This window comes from Actinosynnema sp. NPDC050801 (assembly GCF_040673975.1).
In the GTDB taxonomy this organism is placed as follows: domain Bacteria; phylum Actinomycetota; class Actinomycetes; order Mycobacteriales; family Pseudonocardiaceae; genus Actinosynnema.
This window is the reverse complement of record NZ_JBFAQZ010000003.1, coordinates 425,388-451,514: the sequence shown is the minus strand read 5'-3', so window position 1 is coordinate 451,514 and position 26,127 is coordinate 425,388. Positions and strand designations below refer to the sequence as shown.

Annotated in this window: 22 protein-coding genes and 2 pseudogenes; 10 read left to right on the top strand and 14 right to left on the bottom strand. The window is 72.0% G+C overall.

Features of this window, described 5'->3' with window-relative positions:
* Nucleotides 1–38 precede the first annotated feature (38 nt).
* From AB0K14_RS10020 to AB0K14_RS10010, 3 genes are all read right to left on the bottom strand, one after another.
* Nucleotides 39–776 carry a GAF and ANTAR domain-containing protein gene (locus AB0K14_RS10020; RefSeq protein WP_360463709.1) on the bottom strand — a complete coding sequence of 246 codons (738 nt, stop codon included), beginning with the start codon at nt 774–776 and terminating at the stop codon, nt 39–41.
* 47 nt (nt 777–823) lie between these two features.
* The gene (locus tag AB0K14_RS10015) at nt 824–1,537 is read right to left on the bottom strand and encodes a GAF and ANTAR domain-containing protein (protein ID WP_360463706.1); all 714 of its coding nucleotides are present in this window, start codon (nt 1,535–1,537) and stop codon (nt 824–826) included.
* Nucleotides 1,538–1,876: 339 nt separating this feature from the next.
* Nucleotides 1,877–2,647, bottom strand: coding sequence for an NAD(P)-dependent oxidoreductase (locus AB0K14_RS10010; RefSeq protein ID WP_360463703.1), 771 nt, complete (start codon nt 2,645–2,647; stop codon nt 1,877–1,879).
* Nucleotides 2,648–2,756: 109 nt separating this feature from the next.
* Between AB0K14_RS10010 and AB0K14_RS10005 the strand changes: the two are divergent.
* Nucleotides 2,757–2,959: pseudogene (locus AB0K14_RS10005) on the top strand (winged helix-turn-helix transcriptional regulator).
* 7 nt (nt 2,960–2,966) lie between these two features.
* Here AB0K14_RS10005 and AB0K14_RS10000 read toward each other — a convergent pair.
* Complete coding sequence (locus tag AB0K14_RS10000; RefSeq protein WP_360463700.1) at nt 2,967–4,688, bottom strand: protein kinase; 1,722 nt, start codon at nt 4,686–4,688, stop codon at nt 2,967–2,969.
* A gap of 104 nt (nt 4,689–4,792) precedes the next feature.
* Here AB0K14_RS10000 and AB0K14_RS09995 point away from each other — a divergent pair, with 104 nt between their 5' ends.
* Nucleotides 4,793–5,782, top strand: coding sequence for a hypothetical protein (locus AB0K14_RS09995; RefSeq protein WP_360463698.1), 990 nt, complete (start codon nt 4,793–4,795; stop codon nt 5,780–5,782).
* A gap of 115 nt (nt 5,783–5,897) precedes the next feature.
* The gene (locus AB0K14_RS09990) at nt 5,898–6,485 is read left to right on the top strand and encodes a hypothetical protein (protein ID WP_360463694.1); all 588 of its coding nucleotides are present in this window, start codon (nt 5,898–5,900) and stop codon (nt 6,483–6,485) included.
* Between the two features lie 874 nt (nt 6,486–7,359).
* Here the strand turns inward: AB0K14_RS09990 and AB0K14_RS09985 are convergent.
* The 3 genes and pseudogenes from AB0K14_RS09985 to AB0K14_RS09975 all read right to left on the bottom strand — a co-directional run bounded on the left by AB0K14_RS09985 (nt 7,360) and on the right by AB0K14_RS09975 (nt 12,107).
* Nucleotides 7,360–7,659 (bottom strand): cellulose binding domain-containing protein, encoded by a 300-nt coding sequence (locus tag AB0K14_RS09985; protein WP_360463748.1) that lies wholly within the window; start codon nt 7,657–7,659, stop codon nt 7,360–7,362.
* A 113-nt stretch (nt 7,660–7,772) separates the two neighbouring features.
* A pseudogene (locus tag AB0K14_RS09980) lies at nt 7,773–10,706 on the bottom strand (glycosyl hydrolase 115 family protein); the annotation flags it as partial.
* Between the two features lie 393 nt (nt 10,707–11,099).
* Complete coding sequence (locus AB0K14_RS09975; RefSeq protein WP_360463691.1) at nt 11,100–12,107, bottom strand: LacI family DNA-binding transcriptional regulator; 1,008 nt, start codon at nt 12,105–12,107, stop codon at nt 11,100–11,102.
* Nucleotides 12,108–12,269: 162 nt separating this feature from the next.
* Here AB0K14_RS09975 and AB0K14_RS09970 point away from each other — a divergent pair, with 162 nt between their 5' ends.
* The 6 genes from AB0K14_RS09970 (at nt 12,270) to AB0K14_RS09945 (ending at nt 19,384) form a co-directional block, all read left to right on the top strand.
* Nucleotides 12,270–13,505, top strand: coding sequence for an extracellular solute-binding protein (locus tag AB0K14_RS09970; RefSeq protein WP_360463688.1), 1,236 nt, complete (start codon nt 12,270–12,272; stop codon nt 13,503–13,505).
* A 13-nt stretch (nt 13,506–13,518) separates the two neighbouring features.
* Nucleotides 13,519–14,397 (top strand): sugar ABC transporter permease, encoded by an 879-nt coding sequence (locus AB0K14_RS09965; RefSeq protein ID WP_360463685.1) that lies wholly within the window; start codon nt 13,519–13,521, stop codon nt 14,395–14,397.
* A gap of 47 nt (nt 14,398–14,444) precedes the next feature.
* Nucleotides 14,445–15,206 carry a carbohydrate ABC transporter permease gene (locus tag AB0K14_RS09960; protein WP_360463745.1) on the top strand — a complete coding sequence of 254 codons (762 nt, stop codon included), beginning with the start codon at nt 14,445–14,447 and terminating at the stop codon, nt 15,204–15,206.
* Between the two features lie 11 nt (nt 15,207–15,217).
* Nucleotides 15,218–16,936, top strand: coding sequence for a trehalase family glycosidase (locus AB0K14_RS09955; protein WP_360463682.1), 1,719 nt, complete (start codon nt 15,218–15,220; stop codon nt 16,934–16,936).
* Nucleotides 16,937–17,220: 284 nt separating this feature from the next.
* Nucleotides 17,221–18,828: a S8 family serine peptidase gene (locus tag AB0K14_RS09950; RefSeq protein ID WP_360463679.1), complete on the top strand. Its 1,608-nt coding sequence runs from the start codon at nt 17,221–17,223 to the stop codon at nt 18,826–18,828.
* Between the two features lie 208 nt (nt 18,829–19,036).
* Nucleotides 19,037–19,384, top strand: a complete 348-nt coding sequence (locus AB0K14_RS09945; protein WP_360466249.1) for a helix-turn-helix transcriptional regulator — start codon at nt 19,037–19,039, stop codon at nt 19,382–19,384.
* 6 nt (nt 19,385–19,390) lie between these two features.
* Here AB0K14_RS09945 and AB0K14_RS09940 read toward each other — a convergent pair whose 3' ends face one another.
* From AB0K14_RS09940 to AB0K14_RS09920, 5 genes are all read right to left on the bottom strand, one after another.
* On the bottom strand, nt 19,391–19,981 hold the full coding sequence (locus AB0K14_RS09940; RefSeq protein WP_360466252.1) for an ATP-dependent Clp protease proteolytic subunit: 591 nt from the start codon (nt 19,979–19,981) through the stop codon (nt 19,391–19,393).
* Nucleotides 19,978–20,604 (bottom strand): ATP-dependent Clp protease proteolytic subunit, encoded by a 627-nt coding sequence (locus tag AB0K14_RS09935; RefSeq protein ID WP_360466255.1) that lies wholly within the window; start codon nt 20,602–20,604, stop codon nt 19,978–19,980. The genes AB0K14_RS09940 and AB0K14_RS09935 overlap by 4 nt, the downstream gene beginning before the upstream one ends.
* 153 nt (nt 20,605–20,757) lie before the next feature.
* Nucleotides 20,758–22,014: a sigma-70 family RNA polymerase sigma factor gene (locus AB0K14_RS09930; protein WP_360466258.1), complete on the bottom strand. Its 1,257-nt coding sequence runs from the start codon at nt 22,012–22,014 to the stop codon at nt 20,758–20,760.
* A gap of 44 nt (nt 22,015–22,058) precedes the next feature.
* Nucleotides 22,059–22,430: a YciI family protein gene (locus AB0K14_RS09925; RefSeq protein WP_360466261.1), complete on the bottom strand. Its 372-nt coding sequence runs from the start codon at nt 22,428–22,430 to the stop codon at nt 22,059–22,061.
* Between the two features lie 42 nt (nt 22,431–22,472).
* Entirely contained in the window at nt 22,473–23,108 is a 636-nt protein-coding gene (locus AB0K14_RS09920; RefSeq protein WP_360466264.1) for a DUF998 domain-containing protein, read from the bottom strand.
* Nucleotides 23,109–23,260: 152 nt separating this feature from the next.
* Between AB0K14_RS09920 and AB0K14_RS09915 the strand changes: the two genes are divergently transcribed.
* Nucleotides 23,261–23,686, top strand: coding sequence for a hypothetical protein (locus AB0K14_RS09915; protein WP_360466267.1), 426 nt, complete (start codon nt 23,261–23,263; stop codon nt 23,684–23,686).
* 123 nt (nt 23,687–23,809) lie between these two features.
* Here AB0K14_RS09915 and AB0K14_RS09910 read toward each other — a convergent pair whose 3' ends face one another.
* Nucleotides 23,810–24,847 (bottom strand): family 2 encapsulin nanocompartment cargo protein polyprenyl transferase, encoded by a 1,038-nt coding sequence (locus tag AB0K14_RS09910; RefSeq protein ID WP_360466270.1) that lies wholly within the window; start codon nt 24,845–24,847, stop codon nt 23,810–23,812.
* A gap of 52 nt (nt 24,848–24,899) precedes the next feature.
* Nucleotides 24,900–26,078, bottom strand: a complete 1,179-nt coding sequence (locus AB0K14_RS09905) for an ROK family transcriptional regulator (protein WP_360466273.1) — start codon at nt 26,076–26,078, stop codon at nt 24,900–24,902.
* Nucleotides 26,079–26,127: the final 49 nt, after the last annotated feature.

Here is a 26,127-nt window from a genome sequence, read left to right as displayed (position 1 = left end):
TCGGCCGCGAGGGGGAAGACGCCGGAGCGGGTGCTTGGTCAGTCGTCGGCCGTGAGCGGGAAGACGGAGGCCGGGTCGAGCGAGCCGTCGGTCACCGCGCGGGCGATGTCGCGCACCGGGCGGGCGTGGGCACGGGCGTGATCGAGGATCGCCCTCCTGGCCTGGTCGGTGTCGATGGCCAGCGCACCGGCCACCATCCCGATCGCGTGCGCCAGCTGCACCCGGTCGTTGAGGGCGGTCAACGTGCGCTCGGCCAGCCGGTCGACCCGCCGCACGTCGCCTTCCTGCGACAGACCCAGCACCGCCAGGTCGGCCAGGACACGGCCCAGCTTCGCCTGCCAGGCCGCCCACGGCGTGGCCCGGGTGTAGAGCACGTTCAAGCCGCCGACTGCACGGCCGTCCAGCCGCATCGGGATCGCGTGGATCGACCGGTAACCCGCCCGCACCGCGGCCGGGCCGAACACCGGCCAGCGGTCCAGGTCCTCGGTCAGGTCGACGGAGTCGACGGCCGCGTCGTCACGGATGCTGTCGACGCACGGGCCCTGGTCCGCGTGGGTCTGCATCAGCTCCACGAACCGCGCCCGCTCGTCGGAGGCCGACACCACCCGGATCCCGCCACGCGGGTCGACCAGCAGCACGCCCGTCGCCGACGCCGCCAGCAGTCGCGTGCACGCCGAGGTGACCATGGTCAGCACCGAGTCCGCGTCCCGGCCGTCCGCCAGTCCCGCCGTGATCTCGCTCAACGCGACGGCGATCTGATCCGGGACGCCTGGCACACCCGAAGCATACGGTCCGGCGCCCTGATCGCGCTCACGTCAGCCGGTCATCCCGCGAGTCGATCCAGCGGGATGCGGCGCGCCAGCACGTCACCCGCGACCTCGACCACCGAGCGGTTCGTGGCGAAGGCGTGCGCCCGCAGCCTCGCGAACGCGTCCTCCAGGTTGACCCGCAGCTGCGCGGCGAGCATCCCGGTGGCCATGTTGACGTCCTGGTAGGAGACGACCTGGTGCAGTTCGTCCTCACCCACCCGGTCGGTGTGCTGGAGCAGGGCGAGCGTGATCACGTCGGCCAGCACCAGCGCGTCGGTCACCGCGTCGGACGACAGGCCGCCCGGACGGCGCCGGTAGAGGTCCAAGGTGCCCAGCCGGATGCCACCGACCTGCAACGGGAACGCGAACACCGCCGCCACGCCCACCGCCGTGCCCGCTTCCGCGAACACCGGCCAGCGCACCTGGTCGACCCGCAGGTCCGCGACGAGCACCGGGCCGCCGGTGGCGAACGCCTCCACCGCGGGCCCCTCACCGAGGGTGTAATGGATCTCCTCCAGCCCGGACGCCCACGGGTCGCTGGCCCCGAGCGTCTCCTGCGCCCGTGACGCGCTGCGCAACGTCAACGCCGCGCCCTCCACACCGGCCACGGCCCGGACGCACACCGCGGACACCGCCCGCGCCCAGTCGGCGCGGCCCGGCTCGCACTCCGCGACCATCCGCGCCAGCAGATCTCGACGCCGCCCGTCCACATCCGTCCTCGTCGTCACCGGTGAGGTGCACCACCGGCGGTGCGCCCCCCGCCCGACGAGGCCGCGGACACCACCTGCGGTCAGTCCGTCCGCGCACGCGCGGACCACCTCCGCTCGTGCGGACTTCCAGGACGAACCTAGCCCGGCGCCCCCGTCCTCCGCACGCCGTCCCCGGGACCGGCAGCGGTGCTCCGCCGACCTGATGGGCCGGGTCCGGTGCACCTCCGGCCCGCTCGCGCCGCCGGCACGTCCACCCGCAGCCGGCCCGCGCCCGGCTGCCCGGCACGCCGAATGGCTCGGCAACGCCGATCCTCGGCCGTGTCGCGGGCGTGGGTGAGGCGGGGGACCGGCCGGTGATCACACCACGGGCTCGCGCAGCACCTCGACCAGGGCCGCGATGCTGTGCTCCCGCCGACCCCCCGCGACCGCGCGTCGCAGCAGGTCGTGCAGCGGTTCGTGCCAAGTGCTGTCCAGACCGGCCTCCCCGGTCACCTCGTGGTCGTACGGGATGGCGTCGTGGAACACCCCGACCGACGACTGCGGCCGGGTGAAGTCGCCGCGGTCGATCTCGTCGGCGAACCCGGGCAGGACCGCGGCGATCATCTCCAGCCACTTCACCGCGTGCGGCACGAGCGACGCGGCCGTCCGGTCCCGCGCCGTCACCAGCGCCGCGCCCTGGAAGAACCCCACCAGCGCGGGCAGGAGCGTGCCGCCGACCGCGTACTCGTAGAGCTTCGCGAGGTCGACGTCGGAACCGAGCAGCGAGGTGTCACCGCCGAGCACCCGGAGGGTGTCCTCGTGCTCCGCGTACACCGCCGGGTCCCCGCTGTAGTACAACTGCGTGTCGTCCGCCCCTACCGCCGCCGGCACGTTCTTCACCGCCCCGTCGAGGAACCGCGCCCCGCGCCCGACGGACCAGTCCGCCGTCCACCGCGCACCGGACGGCGTGCCGCTGTTGAGCGTGACCAACGTCCTCCCCGCCAGGTCCGCTTCCTCAAGCGCCTCCACCGTGGCGTCGTAGGTGGACAAGCACGCCACGACCAACCCGCTCGTCGCGACCGCTTCGGCCGCCGTGCTTGCGTGCACCGCGCCGTCCACCCGGACCTTGCCGGGCGTCCGGTTCCACACCGTGGTCGGGTGCCCGGCCGCGTCATTTGTCGGGTACTGAGCTTCTGGTCAGGGGGAACAGGTGCGGCACCGGACGTACACGTGCGGGGTGGACGCGGCGATCGGCGTCATGGGCGGCAAAAAGAGCCGTTGGTCCTGTGGGAACCGCACTGCGCGACCCTGCGCTTCGGCGAACTGCACCACGAGGTCCCGCCGAAGGTCGAGTACTCCCTGACCGACTTCGGCCGCTCCCTGATGACGGCCCTCGAACCCCTCGGCGAGTGGGGCGAGCACCACAAGGCGAGGATCGAGGCCATCCCGCGTCAGGGTTGACGAGGGGTCACTGGGGGCGCGGGTAGGTCTTCTGGACCTGGCCCTGCAGGTTCGCCTGCAGGAACGCGCCACCGTAACCGTCGATCACGTACACCTTCAGCGCCGGCGTCTTCTCGATGATGTCGCTGTCGACGAGCAGGTACCGCATGGTCGGTTGCGGGACGCCCAGTTCCTTGTTCGCCTGCTCGAACAGCGCGGGCAGGGCGTCCCAGTTCACCTCGTTCAGGTCGAACACGGGGCGGTCGGCGTCGACCCCGTCCGGGCCCTTCCTGGTCGCCTTGCCGCCGCTCTTGAACTCGAACTCGTCGAAGCCGTTCGCGACCGCCGTCGTCGGGGCGACCGCCGTCGCGTGGTCCGGCCACAGCGTCAGTTCGGACACCTTGGTCCCGCCCATCACCTCGCCGAGGGCGCCGACCGCTTTGCGCGCGCCGGCGGGCGTGAGCAGGTCGTCCTTCACCGCGTCGGCCACCGTGGTCGTCGGGCCGTTGGGCAGGCCGATGTTCGGCTGGGTGGTCCCGGGCGTGGTCGACGAGCCCGCACGGGAGTCCCCCTTGTCGTCCGGGCGGGTCAGGTGGACCACCAGCAGGGTCGCCGCGACGATCAGCGCCACCCCGAGCAGGGAGAGCGCCACCGCACCCGTCCGCTTGCGCGTCACGGGGAGCGGGGTGGGGTAGGACTGCGGGTAGCCGTGCGGACGCAGCCCGCTGTCCGGTGTCGGCGTCGGCGTCGGTCCGGACGGCCAGTGCGAGTGGGGCTGGGGACCGCTCGGCGGCCCCTGGGCGGCGAACCCGGCCGGGGTCGGAGGTCCCTGAACGGCGAACCCCGCCGGAGTGGGAGGTCCCTGAACGGCGAACCCCGCCGGGGTCGGCGGTCCCAGGAGCGGAGCCGAGTCGCGCTCGGCCGCGGCGAACATCTGGTCCAGCACCTCGCCGGTCGGCCGGTCGGCGGGGTCGTTGCGGAGGGCGGCGTTGAGCGCGGGTGCGAGGGCGCCCGCGCGCCGCGGCGGCGGGACCGGCTCGGTCATCACCGCGGCGAGGGTCGCCATCGTGCTCGCGCGGCGCATCGGGTGGTAGCCCTCGACGGCCACGTACAGCAGCATCGCGAGCGACCAGAAGTCCGACGCGGTGTGCGTCTCGTCGCCGCGCAGCCGTTCCGGGGCGATGTACTCCGGGGACCCGATGACGTCGCCGGTCGCGGTGAGCTGGGTCGAGCCCTGAAGGGCGGCGATGCCGAAGTCGGTGAGCACGGCGCTGCCGTCCGTGCGCAGCAGGACGTTGCCCGGCTTGACGTCGCGGTGCATCACGCCCGCGGAGTGGGCCGAGCGCAGTGCCGCGAGCACGTCCCGCCCGATGCCCGCCGCCTCGACCGGGGTGAGCACACCGGCGTCCAGCCGCGCGTCCAACGACGTGCCGCGGACCAGCTCCATGACGATCCACGGGTACGGCGAGTCGGCCGACTCGATGATCTGGTAGATCGACACGACGTTCGGGTGTTGCAGCCGGGCGAGCGCACGGGATTCCCGCAGCACGCGCTCCCGCAGCTGGGCGGCCATCGCGGAATTGCCGTCGATCTGGTCGGCGTCGGCCGGGCGGACCTCCTTGATGGCCACCTCGCGGTGCAGCCCGAGGTCGAGCGCGCGCCAGACCGTCCCCATCCCACCGCTGCCCAACCTCTCCAGCAGCTCGAACCGGCCGTCGAGGATTCGCCCGGTGTGCTCTCGCTCAGACACCGCGTCACGCTAGCAACCGGCCGGTGGGGGACGAAGAACCGGCGGTACCCGGAACGGATGGCGGTCGGCGTCCGTCCTAGGCGGCGACCAGGAGAGGGGGCCGCATGACCTACCCGCAGCAGCCGTTCGGCGGGCACGAGCCGTCCGATCGGTTCCCGCGACCGACACCGCCTCCGGGGCAGCAGGGGCCGCCCTTCGGGTACGGCACGCCGGAGCACGGCGGGTTCGGCGCACCTCCGCCTCCGAAGCGGAACACCGGGGCGGTCGTCGCGGTCGTCGCGCTGGTCGTGCTGGTGCTGGGTGGCATCGGGTTCACCGGGTTCGTCGCGCCCGGCTTCTTCCTCGCGGAGGGCGGTACGGGCGGGAGCAGCACGACCCCGGTGCCCAGGACGTCCTCCTCCGTGCCGCCGGGCGCCGACCCGGAGCGGCTCGTGGGCGCGGTGGTCGAAGCCCTGGGCTCGCAGGACACCGACTTCCTCAAGGGTGTCGCCTGTGCCGAGGCCGGGTCCGCCGTGCACAAGGTCATCGACGACGTCGCCCCGTTCCGCGGGGCCGAGCCCGTGGGCAGCCCGAAGACGTCCGCCGACGAGGCCGTGGGGACCTTCGAGGTGGCCACCGCGTGGAAGACGGAGAAGTTCCAGGTCGAGGTCGTCCGGGACGGCGGCACCTGGTGCTGGCACAACATCGCCCGCGCCGACGTCGGCAAGACCAGCGCCAAGCCGACCAGCTCGACCGCGGCCCCGACCGCGCCGGGGACGCCCACGGCGGGCGGGAAACCGGTCGACCCCGCCGGGCTGGAGACCCTGCGGACCTTCGTGGACAACCTCAACGCGGGCAACGCGGCCGAGGCCAAGGCCCAGCTCTGCGCGGACGCCATCAAGAAGCCGCGGCACGTCGACGAGCTGATCGGGTACGAGCCCGACCTCGCGGTCGACTCGACGAAGGACGGCATCACCTCGGGACCGGGGTCCTTCCAGCTCTACGTGCGGGGCACCGCCAAGGGGCAGAAGATCGACGGGAGCTCCGGCAGCGTGTGGGTGACCAACTTCGACGGGCCGTGGTGCGTGCACGCGTTCACCGTGGTCGTCATCTGACTGAGGAGAGGCGCGCGGCCGCCGTGCGCGGCACGTCCGGGCACGCACCCCGACTGCGCCGGGTCGTTCCCCGCCGTGTAGGCAATCGTCGAGCGATCGCGGTCGAGGGGGCGTCATGAGCGACGAGCAGTTCACCAAGGGGCACGTGATCACCCTGATGATCACGTCGTTGATCGGCGTCGGGTTCGGTGTCGGGTGGTGGTTCTCCGGCGTGGCCTCGGTGACGGCCGGCGCGACCGTGCTGACGGTGGTCGGTGTGGCGATCGCCCTGGCCCTGACCGGCTGGGTGTTCCGCCTCGGTCGCTCCGGTGGCGAGCTGCCTCCTGGCGGCGGCCGGTCCGACAGCCCGTTCGGCAAGGGGTACGGCATCGCGGTGCTGCTGATGCTGGTCGGGATCTTCGCGGGCTCGCGGTTGCTGGCGTCCCTCGACCTCGCGCAGGCGACCCCGGCATGGGTCTTGTTCGTCGTCGGCGCGCACTTCGCGCCGTTCGCGAAGCTCTTCGGCTCCGACCGGTACCTGCTGCTGGCCGCCCTGCTCTGCGGGACGGCCGTGCTCGCGGTGGTGCTCGGCGCGCTCGGGCCGGAGTGGTCGTGGCGGCTGGTGCCCGGCTTCGGCGGCGCGGCGGTGCTGTGGGGGACCGTCGTGGCGGGTCTCAGGGACGGGCAGAGGCTGGTGGCACGAGCCGCCGCGCACGCCGGTTAGGCGATCGCGCGCACCCGGACGCGGTGGGCCGGGCCGGTGGGATCGTTCGGGCTGTCGACCGTGCACCGATCAACAGCCCGAAGACCGCGGCCGTCGAGAATGCGGTAGACCTGATCGCGATCGGGTATTTACGAGCATTGGGCCTGATCTTCGCGCCGCTCATGTGGGAGGCTCGGGCGAAATCGCCGAAGTGGTATCGGCGGCCGGAAAGGATTCCCCCTCATGTTCTCTTGGTCCCGTGTCGTTCCGGTGCTGCTCTTAGCGCTCGCCTCGGTGGGCGTCGCGCTACCGGCCCGGGCGGAGTCTTCGCACCACGTGGTGTCCATCGCCCAGGCGCGGACCTTGCCGTTGGACACGGTGGTCACGGTCGAGGGCACGGCCACGACGCCGTCGGGTGCGTTCGAGTCCAGCTTCTTCGACAAGGGCTTCGCGATCCAGGACCGCGGTGCGGGGATCTACGTCAGCGTCGCGGTCGACCTGGGCGTCGCACCGCGCGACCGGGTGCGGGTGACCGGCACGCTGCGCAGCAGCGCCGGGTTGCGCGTCCTCGTCCCCGCCGACCCGGGTGCGGTCCGCGTGCGCGGCAAGGGTTTCCCGGTCCAGCCGAGGCCGCTGGCCACCGGTGCCGTCGGCGAGGCCACCGAGGGGTTGCTGGTGCGCGTGGTCGCCACGATCACCCGTGCCCCGGAGTCCGACCTGCCCTACGGCCACAAGTTCTACGTCGACGACGGTTCCGGCGAGCTCACCATCTTCGTCAACACCCAGACCGGCATCGACCTCACCGGCCTCGCCGCCGGGCAGACCGTCCGCGTGACCGGCTTCAGCAGCCAGTACGACACCCACTACGAGATCGACCCGAGGTTCCCGGCCGACATCAAGGTCCTCCGACCCTAGGGTCGGAGGTGTTCCCGGTGGCGCAGGTGGGCGTGATGCCGGTGCCGACGCCGGTGCCCTGGAAGCCGAACCCGGTGGACCGGCCGGCGGTGACGCGGCCGTTGTAGGTCTCGTTGGACCACTGGATGGTCCCGGTGTCGCCGCTGCGCCTGGCGTTCCAGGCGTTGGTGACCGCCGCGCCGGAGGGCAGGGTGAGCGCGACCGTCCAGCCGTTGATGTCGGACGATCCGGCGGTGACCTCGACGGTGGCGGTGAAGCCGCCGGTCCACGAGTCGACCACACGGAGGCGGTGCACCCGGTCGGACCACTCGTCGTCGTGGTCGTGGTCGTCGTGGTCGTCGTGGTGGTGCTGGTCGGGTTGTTCGAGGAAGCCCGGTGGCTCTCCGGCGGGCCGAGGTAGCTGTACCTCAGGCCACCGGTGTCGACCACGAGCTTCTGCACCACGACGGTCGGGTCGACGGCCCAGAACTTCACCGTGTGGACGCCGGGCGAGGAGACCGTGAACGTGCTGGAGGTGCGGTTGACCGCGTCGAGCGTGTTCATCTCCCAGCCCTTGTTCATCGCCGTGTCGTCGCTGGCGGTCGCGGTCGTGATGTTGACCGTCTTGGGCGCCTGGTCGTCGATCGACACCGCGTACTCGGTGCCGTCACCCGGACGCACGTTGTTGCGCGGCGACAGGTAGGCCCAGACGGTGACCGGGCCGGTCGTGGTGAGGTCGACCTCGTACTCCAGGCGGGCGCCGGCACCGCCCGGGGTCTGGTCGGGCGCGGTGACCGGGCCGGGCTGCATGCCGGAGCCGGTGCGGCCGATGTCGGCGAGGCGTCGCCACGTGATGCCGTTGCCGTCCACGGCCTTGGTGTAGTGGTCGGCCTCGATGGAGACGTAACCGCCTGCCTCCACGAAACCGCTCACCGGCACGGCGGCGGGCTTGTTCACCACGGCCTGCACGGTGACGGTGCGCCCGGCGCCGGTGACGGTGATCGGCACCGTCGTCCTCCCGGCCGGCGCCCGGGACCAGTCGACCCGCAGGGTGGCGCGGACCTGCTTGGTCACGGTGCCGGCGGCGGGCGTCGCGGTCAGCCACGGCACCGAGGGCGTGATCCGGTAGGTGAACGGCCCGGCGCCCCGGTTGAACACCTCGATGTGCTGGGCCGGCTGGGTCTGGTAGGGGCTGAACTCGGGCAGGACCGGTTGGTCGGTGGCGTTGGGCCACCAGTTCAGCGAGCCGTCGATCGCCACGCCCAGCTGCGCCGCGGCCGGCACGGTGATGCGTTGCAGCGCCGGGTAGATCTGGTCGGGCGCCGGTGGTTCCTGCCAACTGGCGTTGTTGCCGTAGCGCGCCTTGTCGCCGTACCCGATCTTGGTCTGGGTCTGCCAGCCGGCCCACTTCCCGCCGGCGAGGGTGGTGTTGTAGTGGTTCGACATGGCCACGTCGTCGGCCAGCCTTGCCTCGGCCGTCGCGGCCAGGTCGTTGGTGGCGGCCCGCCCCTGCGACGCGTACCAGCGGTTGAGGAACTGCGCCCTGCGCAGGGCGTACAGGTTGGCGGTGGCCTTGGCCGCGTAGAGCACGAGTTGGTGGTAGGCGTCCCGGTCGGCCGCCGGCAGGCCCTGTCCCACCGCCTCTGCCTTCGTGGCGAGCGCCTGCCACTCGGCGGTGACCCGGTCGAGCTCGCCGTAGTTCTCGATGCTGTACGGGGTCATCGCGTCGTCGGTGGTGATCGCGCCGGTGGCGGCGCGGGTGTAGCGCCGGTTGGTGGCCTCCGGCTTGCGGCGCGCCTGGAGCTGTCCGTAGGTGTGCAGCACGTCGGCGATCGCGGGTGCGGCCTGCTCGCCGAAGTTCTGGGCGGCGTACCGCCGGGTCCAGTCCCCGATGCCGTCGGCCGGGATCGCGTCGGGGTTCCAGGCGTAGTCGAGGAAGAACTGGGTGGGCGCCTCCTCGTTCTTCAGGTCGCCGACGTTGACCACCCAGAGCCGGTCGACACCGCTGCGGTACGAGAGGTCGAGCTGTTCGCGGGTGTTGGCCAGGTTGATCGTGTCGACCCACTTGTAGTTGCGGCCGCCACCGACGTAGTCGAAGTGGTAGTACAGGCCGTAGCCGCCCGCCCGAGGTGCGAGCGCGGGGTCGGGGACCTTGCGCATGTTGCCCCAGTTGTCGTCGGCGAACACCACCGTGACGTCGTCGGGCGGGCGCAGGCCGCGGTCCCAGTAGCGCTGGACCTCCTTGTAGAGCGTGAAGACCTGCGGGATCCGGTCGAGCGCCGTGCTGCTCTCCCGGTCCAGGATCCGGCGTTGGCTCGCGATGATGTCCCGCATCAGTTCGACGCCGTCACCGTCGGGCAGGCTGGTGTCGCCCTCGCCGCGCATGCCCAACGTCACGACGCCCTCGAACTCCTCCCGCTCCATGCGCTTGATGCCGTCGGCCCAGTAGTCCTGCACGGTGGTGGCGTTGCGCAGGAAGCTCCACTCGCCGTTGCCGCCGTAACGGGTGGGGTTGCGCTTCCACTCCTCGATGCCGCGCATCATCGGCGCCTCGTGCGACGAGCCCATCACCACGCCGTACCTGGTCGCGGTGGCGTGGTTCTGCGGATCGTCCTCGGCGAACGCCCTGCCCCACACCGCGGGCCACAGGTAGTTGGCCTTGAGCCGCAGCATGGCCTCGAAGACCTTCTCGTAGTACAGGCGGTTCAGCCCGGCGGGGTGACCGGGCGCCAGACCCGGACCGAACGTCGCCGGGGCCCACCGGCCGGTCGAGGGGTTCTCGTCGTTGATGAACACGCCCCGGTACTTCACCGCGGGCGTGCCCTGGGTGTGGCTGCCCGGCCGCACGTACAGCGCGCTGTGCTTGCGCGCAGGCACGTCGTCGAAGTAGTGCCACGGCGAGACCCCGATCCGGCGGGAGACGTCGTAGGCGCCGAAGATCGTGCCGCGCTGGTCGCTGCCCGCGATGACCAACGCCCGGGCGACGCCCGCCACGGGGTTCTCGACCACCTGTTGCAGCGAGGTCTCCCACTTGCCCCGGATCCGGGTGACGTCCAGCTTCCCGGTGGACACCAGGCCGTCGATCAGCGGGCTGCGGCCGAGGGTGCCGATCAACACCACCTCGCCGGACGTCGGTGTGCCCGTGGAGACGGTCGGCCGCGCACCGGTGACCCGCTGCACGTCGTCACGCAGGTCGTTCACCACCCGCACCACGCCGGGGAAGTCGCCGCCGCCGACGAACAGCGGCGCCGCCCTGCCGTTCGCGGCGAGCGTGAAGCCGCCGTCCACCGGGGTGAACGAGACGTAGTCGCCCTCGGCGGCGGCCGCGGCCGGTGCGCGGGCGGCCATCACGACCACGGGCAGCAACGCCGCCAGGACCAGCAGGGCGACGATCGCGGGTGCGCCCCGGCTCGCGGCCGACCCTCTCCACTGGATCATCGTCGTCCCTCCGAGTCGCTCCCGCCCGATGCGGAAGTTAGAAGGGGCGAGTCGACGAGGGCAAGGTTCGGAATAGCCCGGTCGATCAAGATCGGCGACCGATGTCGCAGGTGGAAAGCTTTCGCTCTCGATTCGAAAGACTTCGCGAATTCACTCGCTCGGCCCATGTCTGCTGCTCCATGGGGAGTCGTGGACGCTCCATGACTTGCTCCACGAAATTGCGCGGCTCCTCGGCGCGGAATCGAGTGCGCGCAGAGCTCGACCGACGTCGGGATGGGCCGGGAACCGGTCGCGCGAAAGGGCCTAGCGGCGGGCCCCGGTGCTCGACCGCAACGAGATGGCCGGTTCGAGCAGGGCGTTGCGGGGTGCCGCGGCGGGGTCGGCGATCCGCTCGATCAGCAGGTCCACCGCCAGTCGGGCCATCTCCTCGGCGGGCACGTCGGCCGCGGTCAGCTGGGGGTGGAAGCCCTCGGCGAGGCGGCTCGCGATGACGCCGGTGATCGAGAAGTCGCGCGGCACGTCGAGGCGCGCCCGGTGCAGGGCCTGCTGGAGGCCGGGGAGCGCGGCCTCGTTGATCGTCACCACCGCGGTCACCTCGGGCCAGCGGCCCCGGATGTCCTCGAAGCACGCCAACCCGGCCGCGGGCTCGTCGGCGCAGCACACCGTGCGGGCGGTCAGCCCCCGCGCATCCGCCGCCTCAAGGAAGCCGGCCGACGACCGCAGGGCGGGTCCGTAGCCCGCGGCCACCAGCTCGTCGGACCGGTTGATCAGCACCACGTCCCGGTGCCCGAGGTCGGCGAGGTGGTGCACGCAACGCCGGATCAGCGCCGCGTAGTCGACGTCGACCCACCACGACGCGCCGGGGTGCTCGACGTGGCCGATGGTCACGAACGGCAGCCCGGCCTGCTCCAGGCGCGCCACCCGCGGGTCGTCCAGCAGGATCTCCATCAGGATCACGCCGTCGACCCGGCGACCGGTGACGATCCGCTCGAACGACCGGTCGTGGTCGCCGCCGCTGGGCGACAGCAGCACGTCGAGGTCGTGCGTGGCGGCGACCTCCACGACGCTGGCCACGAAGCCGAGTTGCGCGTCGGTGAGCCGGCTGCTGGCGGGCGGTATCACCAGGCTCAACGTGCGGGTCCGCCCCTCGGCGAGCGCGCGGGCGCTGGCGTTGGGCCGGAAGCCCAGCTCGTCGATGACCTCGTTGATCCGCCGGGCGGTCGCCGTGGACACCGGCCGCTTCCCGCTCAGCGCGTAGGACACCGTGCTGCGCGAGACACCCGCCCGCTTGGCGATCTCCCCGATGTTCATGCGCACTCCGTTCAACCGGTTCGACTGGTGTCGATGATAGGCCAACGAGGTATTGCACGGGTTCGTGCGGGCCGTTAGGTTGACCGGACTCCCAGGGGTCGAACCGGTTCGACCCGCAGGTCTGACGGGTCGTCGACGCCGCCGCCAGGAAGGACCACCCCCATGAGCCCCTCACCGATCACCCAGCGGTTCGCCGTCGCCCTGGTCGCGGCGGGATTGGCCCTGTCCGCCTGCTCCTCGTCCCCCGGGAGCTCCGGCGACACCGGCGCGGGCGGCACGTTCGCCGTCTGGGACCCGTACCCGCAGTTCGACGGCACCTCGCAGTGGGCGAAGGTGATCGAGGACTGCGGCGCGAAGGCCGGCGTCAAGGTCGAGCGCCAGGCGTACGACACGTCCGACCTGACCAACAAGGTGCTGCTCGCCGCCCAGCAGGGCGTCGCTCCCAACGTCCTGGTGGTGGACAACCCCGTGGTGTCCACGCTCGCCGAGGCGGGCGTGCTGAAGGCCAACCAGGACACCGGCCTGGACGCCTCCAAGGCGTCACCGAACCTCATGGCGGCGGCCGAGTCGGACGGGAAGACCTACGGCGTGCCGATCGGGGCGAACACCCTGGCGCTCTACTACAACAAGGCGGTCCTGACGGCCGCCGGCGTCGACCCGGCCTCGATCGACGACTGGGCCTCGCTGGACGCGGCGCTGGCGAAGGTCGTCGCGGCGGGCAAGAAGGGCATCACGTTCTCCGCGATCGGCACCGAGGAGGGCACGTTCCAGTTCCTGCCGTGGTTCTGGGGCGCGGGCGCGCAGCTCACCGACCTGTCCTCGACGCAGGCCGTGGCCGCAGTGGAGCTGTGGAAGTCCTGGGTGGACAAGGGGCACGCGCCGAACTCGGTCATCGGCAACACCCAGACCACCAGCTGGCAGGAGTTCGCCACCGGCGAGTACGCCTTCGCCGAGAACGGCACGTGGCAGCTGGGCAAGGCCGGGTTCGAGTACGGCGTCATCCCGATCCCGTCCCGCACCGGCGGTGTCGCGCCCGCCCCGACCGGCGGCGAGTTCGTCACCGTGCCGATCCAGGACGACAAGGGCGCGGAGGAGACCGCGGCGAAGATCGCCAACTGCCTCACCGGCCCGGACACCGTGCTGGCCACCGACACGGCCCTGACCTACGTCTCCGCCGTCGCGTCGGTGCAGGAGCAGCAGGTCTCCGCCAACCCGGAGCTGGCGGTGTGGGTGGAGGCGGTGAAGTCGGCCAAGGGGCGCACCGGCGACAACCTCGGCACCCGCTACCCGAGGATCTCCCAGCCGCTGTGGACCGCGGTGCAGGCGGCGCTCACCGGCTCGAAGGCGCCGGCGGACGCGTTGAAGGAAGCCCAAGCCGCCGCGGCCGCGGCGAAGTAGGGCACGCGGTCGGATGCGCAAGCACCTCGTCGGCTGGGCGTTCCTCAGCCCGGTCGTGGCCTACCTGCTGCTCTGCTACGCCTACCCGCTGGTGACGACCATCGACCTGAGCATCCGCGACTACACCGTCCGGTCGTTCGTGCGCGGCGGCGCACCGCTGACGGGACTGGCGAACTACCTCACCGTGTTCGCCGATCCCACCTTCCGGACCGCGCTGCTCAACACGGTGCTCTTCACGGTCGTGTCGCTGGTGTTCCAGTACGGCATCGGGCTCGCGATGGCGGTGTTCTTCTCCCGGAGCTTCCGGCTGTCCGCGACCCTGCGGGCACTGTTCCTCGTGCCGTGGCTCCTGCCGCTGATCGTGTCGGCCTCGACGTGGGCGTGGATGCTCAACAGCGAGGCCGGCGTGGTCAACGCGGTCCTCGGCTTCGCCGGTGTCGACGGCGTGCACTGGCTGACGTCGCCGGACTGGTCGCTGGTGTCGGTGACCATCGCCAACATCTGGATCGGCATCCCGTTCAACCTCGTCGTGCTCTACAGCGGCCTGCGCAACATCCCGGCCGCGGTGTACGAGGCGTCCGCGCTGGACGGCGCGAACTCGTGGCAGTCGTTCCGGCACATCACCTTCCCCCTGCTGCGGGCGGTCTCGACGGTCACGCTGCTGCTGGGCCTGGTCTACACGCTCAAGGTGTTCGACATCATCTGGATCATGACCCGCGGCGGGCCGAGCGGGTCGTCGACCACCCTCGCCACCTGGTCCTACGAGCTCGGCTTCGGCAACGCGCTGCCCCGCTTCGGGCCGAGCGCCGCGGTGGGCAACGTGCTCATCCTGATCGCCCTGGTGGCGGGTCTGGTGTACGTGCGCGTGCAGCGCGAACAGGAGGCGGCGTGACGCGCTCGTGGTGGCGGACCGCGGTGGGCCTGCTGCTCACCGGCGTGATGCTGTTCCCGGTCTACTGGATGGTCAACGTCTCGCTCACCCCGGCGAGCCGGATGCGCAAGTCGCCGCCGGACCTGTTCCCCGTGACGCCGACGTTCGACGGGTACGCGCGGGTGCTCGACGAGCAGCTGCCGTACTTCGGCACCAGCCTGCTGGTCGGGGTGGGCACCGTCGTGCTGACGTTGGCGCTGGCCGCGCCCGCCGCGTACTCGCTGGCGAAGCTGCGCCCGCGCGGTCGCGGGACGCTGCTGTTCGTGCTGCTGGTCGCGCAGATGATCCCCGGCATCGTCATGGCGCTGGGCCTCTACGGGATGTTCGTGCGCCTGGGCATCACCAACACGGTGTGGGGCCTGGTCCTCGCCGACTCCACGATCGCGGTGCCGTTCGCCGTGCTCATCCTCACCTCGTTCATGGCGGCCGTGCCGGACGAGGTCGTGCAGGCGGCGCGGATCGACGGCGCGGGCGCGTTCCGCGTGTTCTGGTCCGTCGTGCTGCCCGCGAGCCGCAACGGGCTCGTCACCGCCGGGCTGTTCGCGTTCCTGTGGGCCTGGTCGGACTTCCTGTTCGCCACCACCCTGGACAGCGGTGGCGCGCTGAAACCCCTGACGCTCGGCATCTACCGCTACATCGGCAACAACAACCAGGAGTGGAACGCGATCATGGCCACGGCCGTCGTCGCGTCCGTACCCGCCACCGTGCTGCTCGTGCTGGCCCAGCGGTTCGTCGCCGCGGGCGTCACGGCGGGCGCCGTCAAGAACTGAAGGGGAAGCCTGTGGACGACTTCTCGGTGCGGGAGATCCCGTTCAGCCACCCGGGGGCGTGGTTCGGGATCTCCCCGGTCACCGCGCTCGCCACGTACGCCGACGACCTGCACCTGGTGTCGCACCGCAACGGGATGCACGCGGTGCTGTCGCTGGTGCCCCTGGCCGTCGACGGTCCGGTCGACGTGACGGCCGATCCGGCGTCGTTGACGTGGACGGCGGGGCGGGGGAGGGCCGGGGCGGCCTTCGAGTCACCCTCCGCGTTGCGGATCAGCGGTCACGGCCTGGGCATGCGCATCGCGGCCGCGGACCGGACCTTGACGCCGTTCACCGGAACCTACTTCTTCCACGACCGGGTCACCTCGTCGTACGTGTTCACGTCCTACGAGACCGGGCACCGCTACCGCGTGACCGTCCTTTCCGGACGGTTCGACGTGGTGGGCGCGACCGCGCTGGGCACGGCGGACCGGGCGGTCGTGATCGGCGAGGGCGGTGGTGAGTGGGAACTCGTGCTGGAGGAGTTGACGACGGCGCGCGCGGCGTTCTCCTCCGACGCGACGTTCACCGAGGTGGTGGCGGCGGCCCGGCGGTCGTTCGAGCGGTTCACCGACGCGGTCGCGCCGTGGCGCGGCGACCGCACGCCGGCCGCCGAACTGGCCTGCTACGTGCTGTGGTCGGCCACCGTGGCGCCGGCGGGCTTCGTCAAGCGACCGGCGGTGCTGATGTCCAAGCACTGGATGGACAAGGTGTGGAGCTGGGACCACTGCTTCAACGCGGTGGCGCTGGCGGCCGGAGCGCCGGAGCTGGCCTGGGACCAGTTGCAGGTGGTGTTCGACCACCAGACCGAGGAGGGCGCCCTGCCCGACTCGATCACCCACGCCGAGGTGCTGCACAACTTCGTCAAGCCGCCGATCCACGGCTGGGCGGTGAGCCGGCTGCGCGAGCGCCTGCCCGGCGGATTGCCGTCCGCCGAGCTGCCGCGCCTGTACCGGCAGCTGGCCGCGTGGACGACGTTCTGGCTCGACCACCGCCGCGTCCCGGGAGAACTCTTCCCGCACTACGAGCACGGCAACGACAGCGGCTGGGACAACTCCACCGTGTTCCGCGAGCAGGGGCTCGTGCAGACCGCCGACCTCGCCGCGTTCCTCGTCGTGCAGCTGCGGGAACTGGCGCGCCTGGCGGGCGAGATCGGCGACCCGGCCGCCGCGGCGCGCTGGACGCGTGAAGCCGACACCATGCTCGCCGGGATGCTCGACCGGCTGTGGAACGGCGCCAGGTTCACCAGCCGTCCGCTCGACGGCACACCCCGCACCACGGCGAGCCTGCTCGACCTGGTGCCCGTCGTCCTCGGCGCCGAGCTGCCCGCCGACGTGCACGCCGAGGTCGCCGCCGCCGTGGCCGCCCACCTGACCCCGGTCGGCCTGGCCACCGAGCTGCCCGACTCGCCGTGGTACGAGGCCGACGGCTACTGGCGCGGTCCGGTGTGGGCGCCGTCGACCGTGCTGATCGAGGACGGCCTGCGCCGCGGAGGGGCGGTGGCGCTCGCCGACGAGGTCAGCGCGAGCTTCCGCGCCGTGTGCGAGAAGTCCGGCTTCGCCGAGAACTTCGACGCGCTCACCGGCCAAGGCCTGCGCGACCGCGCCTACACCTGGACCGCGAGCGCCTACCTGCTGCTGGCCGGGGACGCGGAACGCCGACTGCTGGAAGGCCCCGGCGCCGGGGACGAATGACACCGCCCGACCGCGACCGCGTCCCGTGCGACGAGGCCGACGCCCGAACCCCAGGGACGTGCCGGGGCCGGCCGGCGGTCGGCTGAACGGCGTATTTGATCGCTGACGCTGGACATCGACGCCCGAGTGCGCTGAAGTGGAAGGCACTGGGGGCATCACTGGGGGCTGTCCACGAAGCTTTCTCCGTGCATCGCTGGTGCACGGGGAATTTCGCGCGCGTCAGCGCGAGTCCTCGACCGTGCCGCAAACCCTCGCCAGTAGTCCTGTGACGAAGGGGTGTCTCTGTGCGGAAGAAACCGTTGTCGTTGTTGGCCGCCGTGCTCATGGCGGGCGCTGGAGCCGCGGCGCTGCCCGGTCCCGCCGCCGCCGCGGCGGGACCGGGTGCCGTGATCGAGGTGAAGCTGTCGGCAGGTGCCGACGTCGCCGCCGTGCGGCACGCGTTGAGCGACCGTGAGATCACCAGGATGACGCCGTTGTTCGCCCGGCTCGACGCCCGACTGGCCACGCTGCGGCCGATGGGCGCCCAGTCGTCGCCGGGACTGGCGCGGTGGCACCGCATCCAGCTCGCCCCCGGCGTGGACGCCAAGGCCGCGGCGCAGGAGCTGACCGCGCTGCCCGGCGTCGAGATCGCCTACCAGCGGACGGAGGGCAGCGACCCGGTCACACCGGACTTCTCCGGGCAGCAGGGCTACTCGGACCCGGCGAGCAGCAGCGGAATCGACGCCGACTACGCGCGCACCATCACGGGAGGCAAGGGCGCCAACGTCAAGGTCGTCGACCTGGAGCGGAACTGGAACCCCCAGCACGAGGACCTGTCCAAGCTGCGGTTGCCCGGCGCGCTCATCCCCAACCACACGCCGAACTTCACCCCGACCAGCATCGAGCACGGCACGGCCGTCACCGGTGTGGTCGGCGCCGACGACAACGGGTTCGGCGTGACCGGCCTGGTCCCCGAGGCAGGGCTGCACTACACCAACGTCGTCAGCGCGGAGTACGGCTACGACCTGGCCAACGCGCTGCTCACCGCGGCCGCGGGCGTGAACGTCGGTGACGTGCTGATCATCGAGCAGCAGGTCGTGCACTGCGGCAACCACGCGCCGATGGAGGTGTGGGACTCGGTGTACGACGCGATCGTCACCGTGGTCCAGTCCGGGCGGCACGTCGTGGAGGCCGGCGGCAACGGCAACCAGAACCTCGACGACCCGTGCTTCGGCTCCCGGTTCCCGGCCGACAAGCCCGACTCCGGCGCGATCATCGTCGGCGCCGGCTCCGCGCCGGGCTGCACCGGCACGCCGCGGACCAAGCTGAGCTTCTCCAACTACGGCAGCCGCGTCGACCTCCAGGGCTGGGGGGAGTGCGTCACCACCACCGGTTACGGCGCGCTGCACGGCACGGGCGCGAACGACAAGTACACCGGGGGCTTCAACGGCACGTCGAGCGCGTCGCCGATCGTGGCGTCCGCGCTGGCGTCACTGCTCAGCGTGGCCGAGGCGAACGGCCAGACGCTGTCGCCCGCGCAGGCGCGCGAGATCCTGATCGCCACCGGCACCGCGCAGAACGGCACCCAGGAGATCGGCCCGCTGCCGAACCTGCGCACCGCCATCGACAACTACCTCGCCGGAGCCGAGTTCCCGGAACGGGTCGCCAACCCGGGAGCGCGGTACGCGGTCCGGAACCAGGCGGCGAGCCTGGCGATCCAGGCGTGGGACGGCAACGACGACGCGCTGACCTACTCGGCCACCGGGCTGCCCCCCGGCCTGGGCATCGCGGCGAGCACCGGCGTGATCTCGGGTACCCCGACCACCTCCGGCACCTACACCGTCACCGCGTTCGCCAGCGACGGTGCGGGCTCGCCCGGGCAGACCACGTTCACCTGGACGGTCTCCAACTGAGGACCGGCGGGTGTCGGGGTCGCGGCCCTCGCTGACCGGCAGTTGACCTCGGCCGTCGCGGCGGCGTGCGGGTGATCCCACCCCCACGCCGCCGCGTGGCCGAGGTGCCGCCACGTGACCACGGCGATCCGACCGACCCGGTGGGCGAGGTGTTTCGCCGGGAGTGGAACCGCGGTCCCGGATGCCCGGCATCGGCGAGGATGGCGGTATGGCGGACATCCACCCCCTGGACCGGAAGCGCGCCCGCACGCCGGAACGCGGGCCGGAGCCGTTGTGGCGCGTGGTGCTGGGCCGGAGCCTGCGGGCGGCCAGGGAGGAGCGGGGCAGCCGGTTGGTCGACGTCGCGGAGCGGGCCGGTGTCTCGCCGCAGTACCTGTCGGAGATCGAACGCGGCCGCAAGGAGCCCTCCAGCGAGATGATCGCCGCGGTCACCGGTGCGCTCGGCGTCGACCTGGCCGACCTGCTCGCCGGGATCGCCGGCGACGTCCGTCGACTGCGCGGCACGGGTCCCGCGGTCGGGCGCGGCACCGCGGGACCCGTGCTCATGGCCGCCTGAGGGGTCTCAGGTCCGGTGTTCGAGGACGTGGTCCGCGAGCCCGTAGCCGACCGCGCTCGCCGCGTCGAACACGCGGTCCCGGTCGGTGTCGTGCCGCAGCTGTGCGACCGCGCGACCGGTGTGCAGCGAGAGGATCTCCTCCAGCTGGGTGCGCACGCGCACGACCTCGTCGGCCTGGAGGATGAGGTCGGGGATGGTGCCGCGGCCCTGCGCCGCCGGCTGGTGCAGCACCACCCTGGTGTGCGGCAGCACGTAGCGGTGCCCGGCCTGACCCGCGGCCAGCAGCACCGCGCCGGCCGCGACCGCCTGGCCGACGCACGTCGTCGCCACCGGCGCCTTGATGTAGCGCATGGTGTCGTACAGCGCGAGCATCGCGGACGGGTCGCCGCCCTCGCTGTTGATGTACAGGTTGATCTCGCGGTCCGGGCTGTCCGCCTCCAGGTGCAGCAGCTGGGCGATGAGCGCGTTGGCCACCCCGGAGTCGATCGCGGTGCCCAGGTAGACGATCCGCTCGGACAGCAGGTGCGAGTAGACGTCCATGATCCGCTCGCCGCTGGTGCTGCGGGTGATGACGTTGGGGATCGTGTAGGTGCTCATGCGCGGGCTCCCGTCGGCGAACCGAGCCCCAGTTCGTGGGTGCGCACGGGCACGACCTGGTCGAGGCTGTCGACGACGTGGTCGATGAAGCCGTACTCGCGTGCCTGCTCGGTGGTGAACCAGCGGTCGTGCAGGGAGTCGGTGAAGATCCGGTCGACCGGCTGACCGGTGTCCTGCGCGATGATCCCGAGCACGGTGTCGCGGGTGTGGCGCAGGTCATCCGCCTGCACCTGCACCTCGACCGCCGACCCGCCGATCCCCGCCGAGCCCTGGTGCATCAGGATGCGGGCGTGGGGCAGGGCGAAGCGCTTGCCCGGCGTACCCGCGGACAGCAGGAACTGCCCCGCGCTGCACGCCAGCCCCAGCGCGAGCGTCGCCACGTCGCACGGCACGAGCCGCATCACGTCGCGGATGGCCAGCATCGCGGGCACCGAGCCGCCCGGCGAGTGGATCCACAGCGCGACGTCCCTCGTCGGGTCCTCACCGGCCAGGGCGAGCAGCTGGGTGGCGAGCACCGTCCCGTTGTCGTCGTCGAGCACGCCGTCGAGGACCAGCACCCGTTGGCTGAGGAACCGTTCGCGGAGCCGGTGGTCGAACAGCGGCCGCTTCTCGTTGTCGGTCATGCCCCGACAATGCCGACCCCTCGGCGCGGTTCGCCGGTCGTGCTGCTGTGGGCGGATCAGCTCTCAGCAGGAGGGTTTTTCGCGCCGGCACGAGGTTCCGCGGGTCGTCGACCGCGCGTGGGCCGGCCCGTCCGGCTTCGGGGCGGGCCGAGGTCAGTCGAGACCGCGTGCCTTGCCGAGCAGGTATCGCTGTTCGACCTGGTTGTCGGTCAAGGTCGCCGCTTCGCGGTACAGGGTTGCCGCGCCGGTCCGGTCGCCGGTCAGGTCGAGGAGGTGGGCGTGGACCGCGCGCTCCCGTTGCCGGGTCAGTGGGTCCCGGTCCAGGTGGTGGCGGCCGTTCAGGTCGTTCAGCAGTCCGAGCGCCCGATCGGGCCCGTACGCGCGGGCCACCGCCACCACGCGGCTCAGGCGGACGGGGCCCGTCGGGGCGAGTTGTTCGAGCCACAGGTACAGCGCGGCGATCTGCGGCCAGTCCGTCAGCTCCGGTGACGTGGCCGCGGCGTGCACGGCCGCGATGGCCGCCTGCAACTGGTACGGGCCGATCTCGCGCCTGGGCCAGACGCGGTCGATCAGGTCGGTGCCCTCGCGGATCAGGTCGGTGTCCCACCGCGTCCGGTCCTGTTCGTCCAGTGGCATCAGCTGGTCGTTGCCGGTGCGGGCGGCGCGGCGGGACTCGGTGAGCAGCATCAGCGCGAGCAGGCCGGTCACCTCGGCGTCGTCGGGCAGCGAGTCGTGGAGCATGCGGGTGAGCCGGATCGCTTCGCGGGTGAGGTCGACCCGGACGAGCCGGTCGCCGGCGGAGGCCGTGTACCCCTCGTTGAAGATCAGGTAGAGCACCTGCGTGACCGCCGCGACACGGCTGTCCCGGTCGTCGGCGGTGGGTGGGGTGAAACGGGCGCCCGCGCGAGCCAGTTGCTGTTTGGCGCGGCTGATCCGCGTGCCCATCGTGCTCTCCGAGGTGCCGTGGGCGTGCGCGATCTCAGCGGTCGTCAGGCCACCGACGGCCCGGAGCGTGAGCGCTACCTGCGAGGTGGTGCTCAGCGCGGGGTGGCAGCAGAGCAGGAGCAGGGTGAGGCTGTCGTCGGTGTACGCCGGCGGGAGTGCCTGCCGGGACGGTTCCCCCATGGCCAGTTCGGCCAGCCCGGCCTCCTGCTCGCGCCTGCGCCGAGCCTGGTCGGAGCGGAGCAGGTCGACCATCCGCCGGTACCCGATCCGGATCAGCCAGCTGCGCGGGTTCTCCGGCACGCCGTCGACCGGCCACGCCCGGCTCGCGGCCAGCAGTGCCTCCTGCACCGCGTCCTCGGCGACGTCGAACCGACCGAAGCGTCGCACCAGCGCGCCGAGCACCTGCGGCGCCTCCGCGCGCAGCAGGTGTTCGACATCCGCGGTCGCGCCGGTTCCGTCCGTCATGTGCGCTCCTGGTCCGGGTTCCGCCGTCCCGCCGGTTCGGGTGGTCAGGCCGTGAAGTCCTCGCCCATGATCGGCCGGACCTCGATCGGCTCACCCAGCACCTCGACGATGCGCGAGGCGATCTCGACCGCTCGTTCGTGGCCGACCACGTCGATCACCGCGAAGCTGGCCAGGACTTCCTTGAGCTCGGCGAACGGCCCGTCGGTCGCGACCACGCCGTTCGGGGTCCTGCGGACCGTGGTGCTGACCGCGGGGTGGCCGAGGCCCTCGCTGCCGACGAACTCGCCGCTCTCGACCAGTTCCCGCTCGAAGTCCTGGTACGCGGCGAACGCGGCCAGCGCCTCGTCCGACGGTGTGTCGGCGGTCGCGGCCTGCCACGCGGTGGCGGGGGTGTAACCCAGCAGCAGGTACTTCACGATCGGTTCTCTCCTCCGGTGTGTGCGGGCACGGTACGCAGGTCAGGCGGAGCGTCGCAGGGTCAGGGCGAGGACGGTCGTCCAGGTGAACGCGACCAGGCCGTTCACCGCGATGTGGACGCTCATGTGATCCGGTGACACGGGCATCAGCAGCACGAGCGCGACCAAGCCGTTCAGCACCGCGGGCAGCACGGCCCGGCGGCGGGCGTGACGGACGGTGAGCACGACAGCGGCGATGGCCAGTGCGGTGAACGCGACGGCCGCCGCGACCGAGTGCGCGACGCCGTGCCAGGACATCCGGGCCACCGGGCCGTCGGGGGTGCCCACCGGGAAGCCGTGTTCCGGATCCATGGTGAACACGCCGGCCGCGACCAGCCCGACCCCGAACACCCCGATCAGGATCGGCAGCGCACGCCGACCGAGCCCTTCCGCCGGCGCGCGCCCGACGCCGACGGCCAGTGCCAGCGCACCGAGGCCGGCGAGCACGAACGTGGTGATCTGGAGCCAACCCAGGCCGCCGGTGGAGAGTTGGCTGATCGGGTGCCGGGTGATGTCGAAGCCCTCGCGGGTGAGCACCTGGACGCCCGCGGAGGCGAGGAACACCGGCCCGGCCAGTGCTCCGGCTCGCAGCAGGCAGTCGGACGAACCGTGGGCGGTGGAGACGGCGAGAGCGGTCATGACTTCTCCTTCGACGGGGTCGTTGTCGCTACCTCGTGGCCGGACCGGGCATCTCGACACCGAGTGAAAGCGACCTGAGTCACATGGCGTGGGGTGTCGAGAAGCGTCGACCGCCTCCGAGGTACCGGCAAGCACTCACCAAGGAGGACGAGATGTCCGAGAACCACCACCCGAGCCCGGAACTGCGGGCCCTGGACCGCCTGGTCGGCACCTGGTCGGTGACCGGCGGTGCCGAGGGGACCGTGCGCTACGAGTGGATGCCCGGCGGGTTCTTCCTGCTCCAGCACGTCGAGCTCAGCCAGTTCGGCCAACCGGTCACCGGACTGGAGGTGATCGGCAACCTGCGGCCCTTCGGCGAGCCGGTCGGCGCCGACGTGATGTCGAGGTTCTACGACGCGGTCGGCAACACCTTCGACTACGTCTACGAGCTCACCGGCGACAGGCTGGTCATCTGGGCCGGTGCGAAGGGGAGTCCGGCGTACTACGAGGGCACGTTCAACGCCGACGGCACCGCCGTCACCGGCGACTGGGTCTACCCGGGCGGCGGCGGGTACACCTCGACGATGACCCGGATCTGACGCTTCCGGAAGAACCGTCCGCCATCCCGTCGGGGGTGGTGGACGGTTCCGCGTCCACACCACCCGGGTGTGCGGGGGTGGCGGAGCGGGCACAGGGGCCGGACGACCCGTCGCTGCGCGCGTTCAGTGGTCGCGGTGCACTATCGCCCGGGCGAGCTCGGCCAGTTCCGCCGCCGCACGCGGTGCGGGCCCGATCGAGTCGAGCCGGTGCAACGCCCGGGCGAGCAGCAGTTCCGCCTGCTGCCCACTCCACGCGCGCCCGCCGGCCTCCTCGACGAGACGGGCCGCGCGGGCCGGGTCGGCGGCCACCGCGTGCCCGTCCCCCTCGTACAGCGCGGCGAGTTCCCGTCCCGCCGGTGTGTCCGAGGTCAGCGCGGCGACCACGGGCAGGGACTTCTTGCGGGCGCGCAGGTCCCCGTGCACCGGCTTGCCGGTCACCGCCGAGTCGCCCCAGATCCCCAGCAGGTCGTCCACGTGCTGGAACGCCACCCCCAGGCACAGGCCGAAGTCGCGCAGTCCGGCGACCTCGGCGGGCCCGGCGCCGGCGAACATCGCGCCGAGGGCGCAGGCGCAGGCCAGGAGGCCGCCGGTCTTGCGCTCCACCATCGCCACGCACTCGGCCGGCCCGACGTCGTGCCTGCCCTCGAACGCGAGATCGGCTTGTTCACCCTCGACCAGGCCGAGCACCGTGGCGTTCAGCAGGCGCACGCCGGCCAGGGCGCTCGGGTGCCCGCCGGCGGCGAGCACGTCGAAGGCCAGCGCCAGCATCGCGTCCCCGGTCAGGATGGCGTCCTGGACGCCGAAGACGTGCCACGCGGCCGGCCGGTGCCGTCGGGTCAGGTCCCCGTCGAGCACGTCGTCGTGCAGCAGCGTGAAGTTGTGCACCAGTTCCACCGCCGCGGCGGCCGGCACGGCGGAGGTCGCCGTGCCGCCGACGGCCTCGGCCGCCAGCTGGGCCAGCACCGGGCGGATGGCCTTGCCGCCGGCCCCGTCGGTCGGGTTGCCGTGCTCGTCCCACCACCCCAGGTGGTAGCCGGCGACGCGGCGCACCGAGACGGGCAACCCGTCGACGGCGGCACGCAGGGCCGGTTGCACCATGCCGCGACTCCACGCCACGACCTCGCGCACCGGCCGGGCTCGCGCGTCGGTTCCGGGTGGCACAACGCACCTCCTGTCGGTCGGGCGGACGGAGTTCGGGGGGCGTGCCCGGCCGTCAGGCGAGTTGGCGATCCACTATGGACGGTGACAGCACGTGCTGCACCACCATCGCCGCCGCACCCAGCACACCGGCGTCGTCACCGACCTGGGACGGGACGATGCGCAGGTTCTCCGTGGCCAGCGGCAGCGAACGTCGGTAGATCGCCTCGCGCACCCCGGCCAGCAGCATCTCGCCGGCCAGCGCGAGCGTGCCGCCCACGACGATCAACGACGGGTTGAACATGCTCACGCACGCGGCGAGGACCTCGCCGATCGTGCGACCCGCCTGCCGCACGAGCTGGCCCGCTTCGAGGTTGCCCGCCCGCACCAGTGCGACGACGTCGGCGCTGGTGTGCGCCTCGATCCCCTTGGCGCGCAACGCGGCGGCGATCGCGGACCCGCTGGCGACCGCTTCGAGGCAGCCGGTGTTGCCGCAGCGGCACGGCATGTCGCCGGCGTTCGGGGCGAGGATGTGGCCGAGGTCGCCCGCCGCGCCCACGACGCCGCGGTGCAGTTCGCCGTTGCTGATGAAGCCGGAACCTATGCCGGTGGCCACCTTCACCACGATGACGTGGTCGGCCTCCGGGAAGCACTTCGTGTGCTCGCCCAGGGCCATCAGGTTCACCTCGTTGTCCACCAGAACCGGGACGCCGAGTTCACCGCCGATGCGCCCGGGCACGTCGTAGCCGTCCCACCCCGGCATGATCGGTGGGTTGTTCGGTCGTCCGGTCGAGTGCTCGACCGGGCCGGGCAGGCCGATGCCCGCTCCGGCGACCCGCACCGAGTCGAGTCCGGCTTCGGCGAGCAACGACCTCCACGTCTTGACCAGCACCGGCAGGACCACGTCCGGGCCGTCGGCGATGTCCTGGTCGATGCGCCGCACGGCGAGCGGTGAGCTGGTCAGGTCCGTGACCGCCACGGTGGCGTGGGTGGCGCCGACCTCGGCGGCGAGGACGACCCTGGCCCGCGCGTTGAACACGAACCGGCCTGCCGGTCGGCCGCCGGTCGACGCCTCGCTGCCCCCTTCGCTGACCAGACCCGCGTCGAGCAGCGCGTCCAGCCTGGCCCGCACGGTCGACCGGGCCAGGCCGGTCACCGAGGTCAGCTCTGTCCGGGTGCGCGGCACGCCGTCGCGGAGCAGGCGCAACAGCTCTCCGGCGGACGCGGCTCCGACGTAGGGGGCGTCTTCTTTCACCCTGTGATTGAACCAGAGAACGGGACCATCTGTCGCAGTTCGGCGAAAC

Excerpts from the sequence above, each read along its gene's own strand:
- AB0K14_RS09990 (WP_360463694.1), top strand. The coding sequence starts at position 5,898 with ATGAGCGACGAGCAGTTCACCAAGGGGCACGTGATCACCCTGATGATC.
- AB0K14_RS09960 (WP_360463745.1), top strand. The coding sequence starts at position 14,445 with ATGCTGTTCCCGGTCTACTGGATGGTCAACGTCTCGCTCACCCCGGCG.
- AB0K14_RS09970 (WP_360463688.1), top strand. The coding sequence starts at position 12,270 with ATGAGCCCCTCACCGATCACCCAGCGGTTCGCCGTCGCCCTGGTCGCG.
- AB0K14_RS09915 (WP_360466267.1), top strand. The coding sequence starts at position 23,261 with ATGTCCGAGAACCACCACCCGAGCCCGGAACTGCGGGCCCTGGACCGC.
- AB0K14_RS09965 (WP_360463685.1), top strand. The coding sequence starts at position 13,519 with ATGCGCAAGCACCTCGTCGGCTGGGCGTTCCTCAGCCCGGTCGTGGCC.
- AB0K14_RS09995 (WP_360463698.1), top strand. The coding sequence starts at position 4,793 with ATGACCTACCCGCAGCAGCCGTTCGGCGGGCACGAGCCGTCCGATCGG.
- AB0K14_RS09935 (WP_360466255.1), bottom strand. The coding sequence starts at position 20,604 with ATGACCGACAACGAGAAGCGGCCGCTGTTCGACCACCGGCTCCGCGAA.
- AB0K14_RS09945 (WP_360466249.1), top strand. The coding sequence starts at position 19,037 with ATGGCGGACATCCACCCCCTGGACCGGAAGCGCGCCCGCACGCCGGAA.
- AB0K14_RS09920 (WP_360466264.1), bottom strand. The coding sequence starts at position 23,108 with ATGACCGCTCTCGCCGTCTCCACCGCCCACGGTTCGTCCGACTGCCTG.
- AB0K14_RS09940 (WP_360466252.1), bottom strand. The coding sequence starts at position 19,981 with ATGAGCACCTACACGATCCCCAACGTCATCACCCGCAGCACCAGCGGC.
- AB0K14_RS09975 (WP_360463691.1), bottom strand. The coding sequence starts at position 12,107 with ATGAACATCGGGGAGATCGCCAAGCGGGCGGGTGTCTCGCGCAGCACG.
- AB0K14_RS09930 (WP_360466258.1), bottom strand. The coding sequence starts at position 22,014 with ATGACGGACGGAACCGGCGCGACCGCGGATGTCGAACACCTGCTGCGC.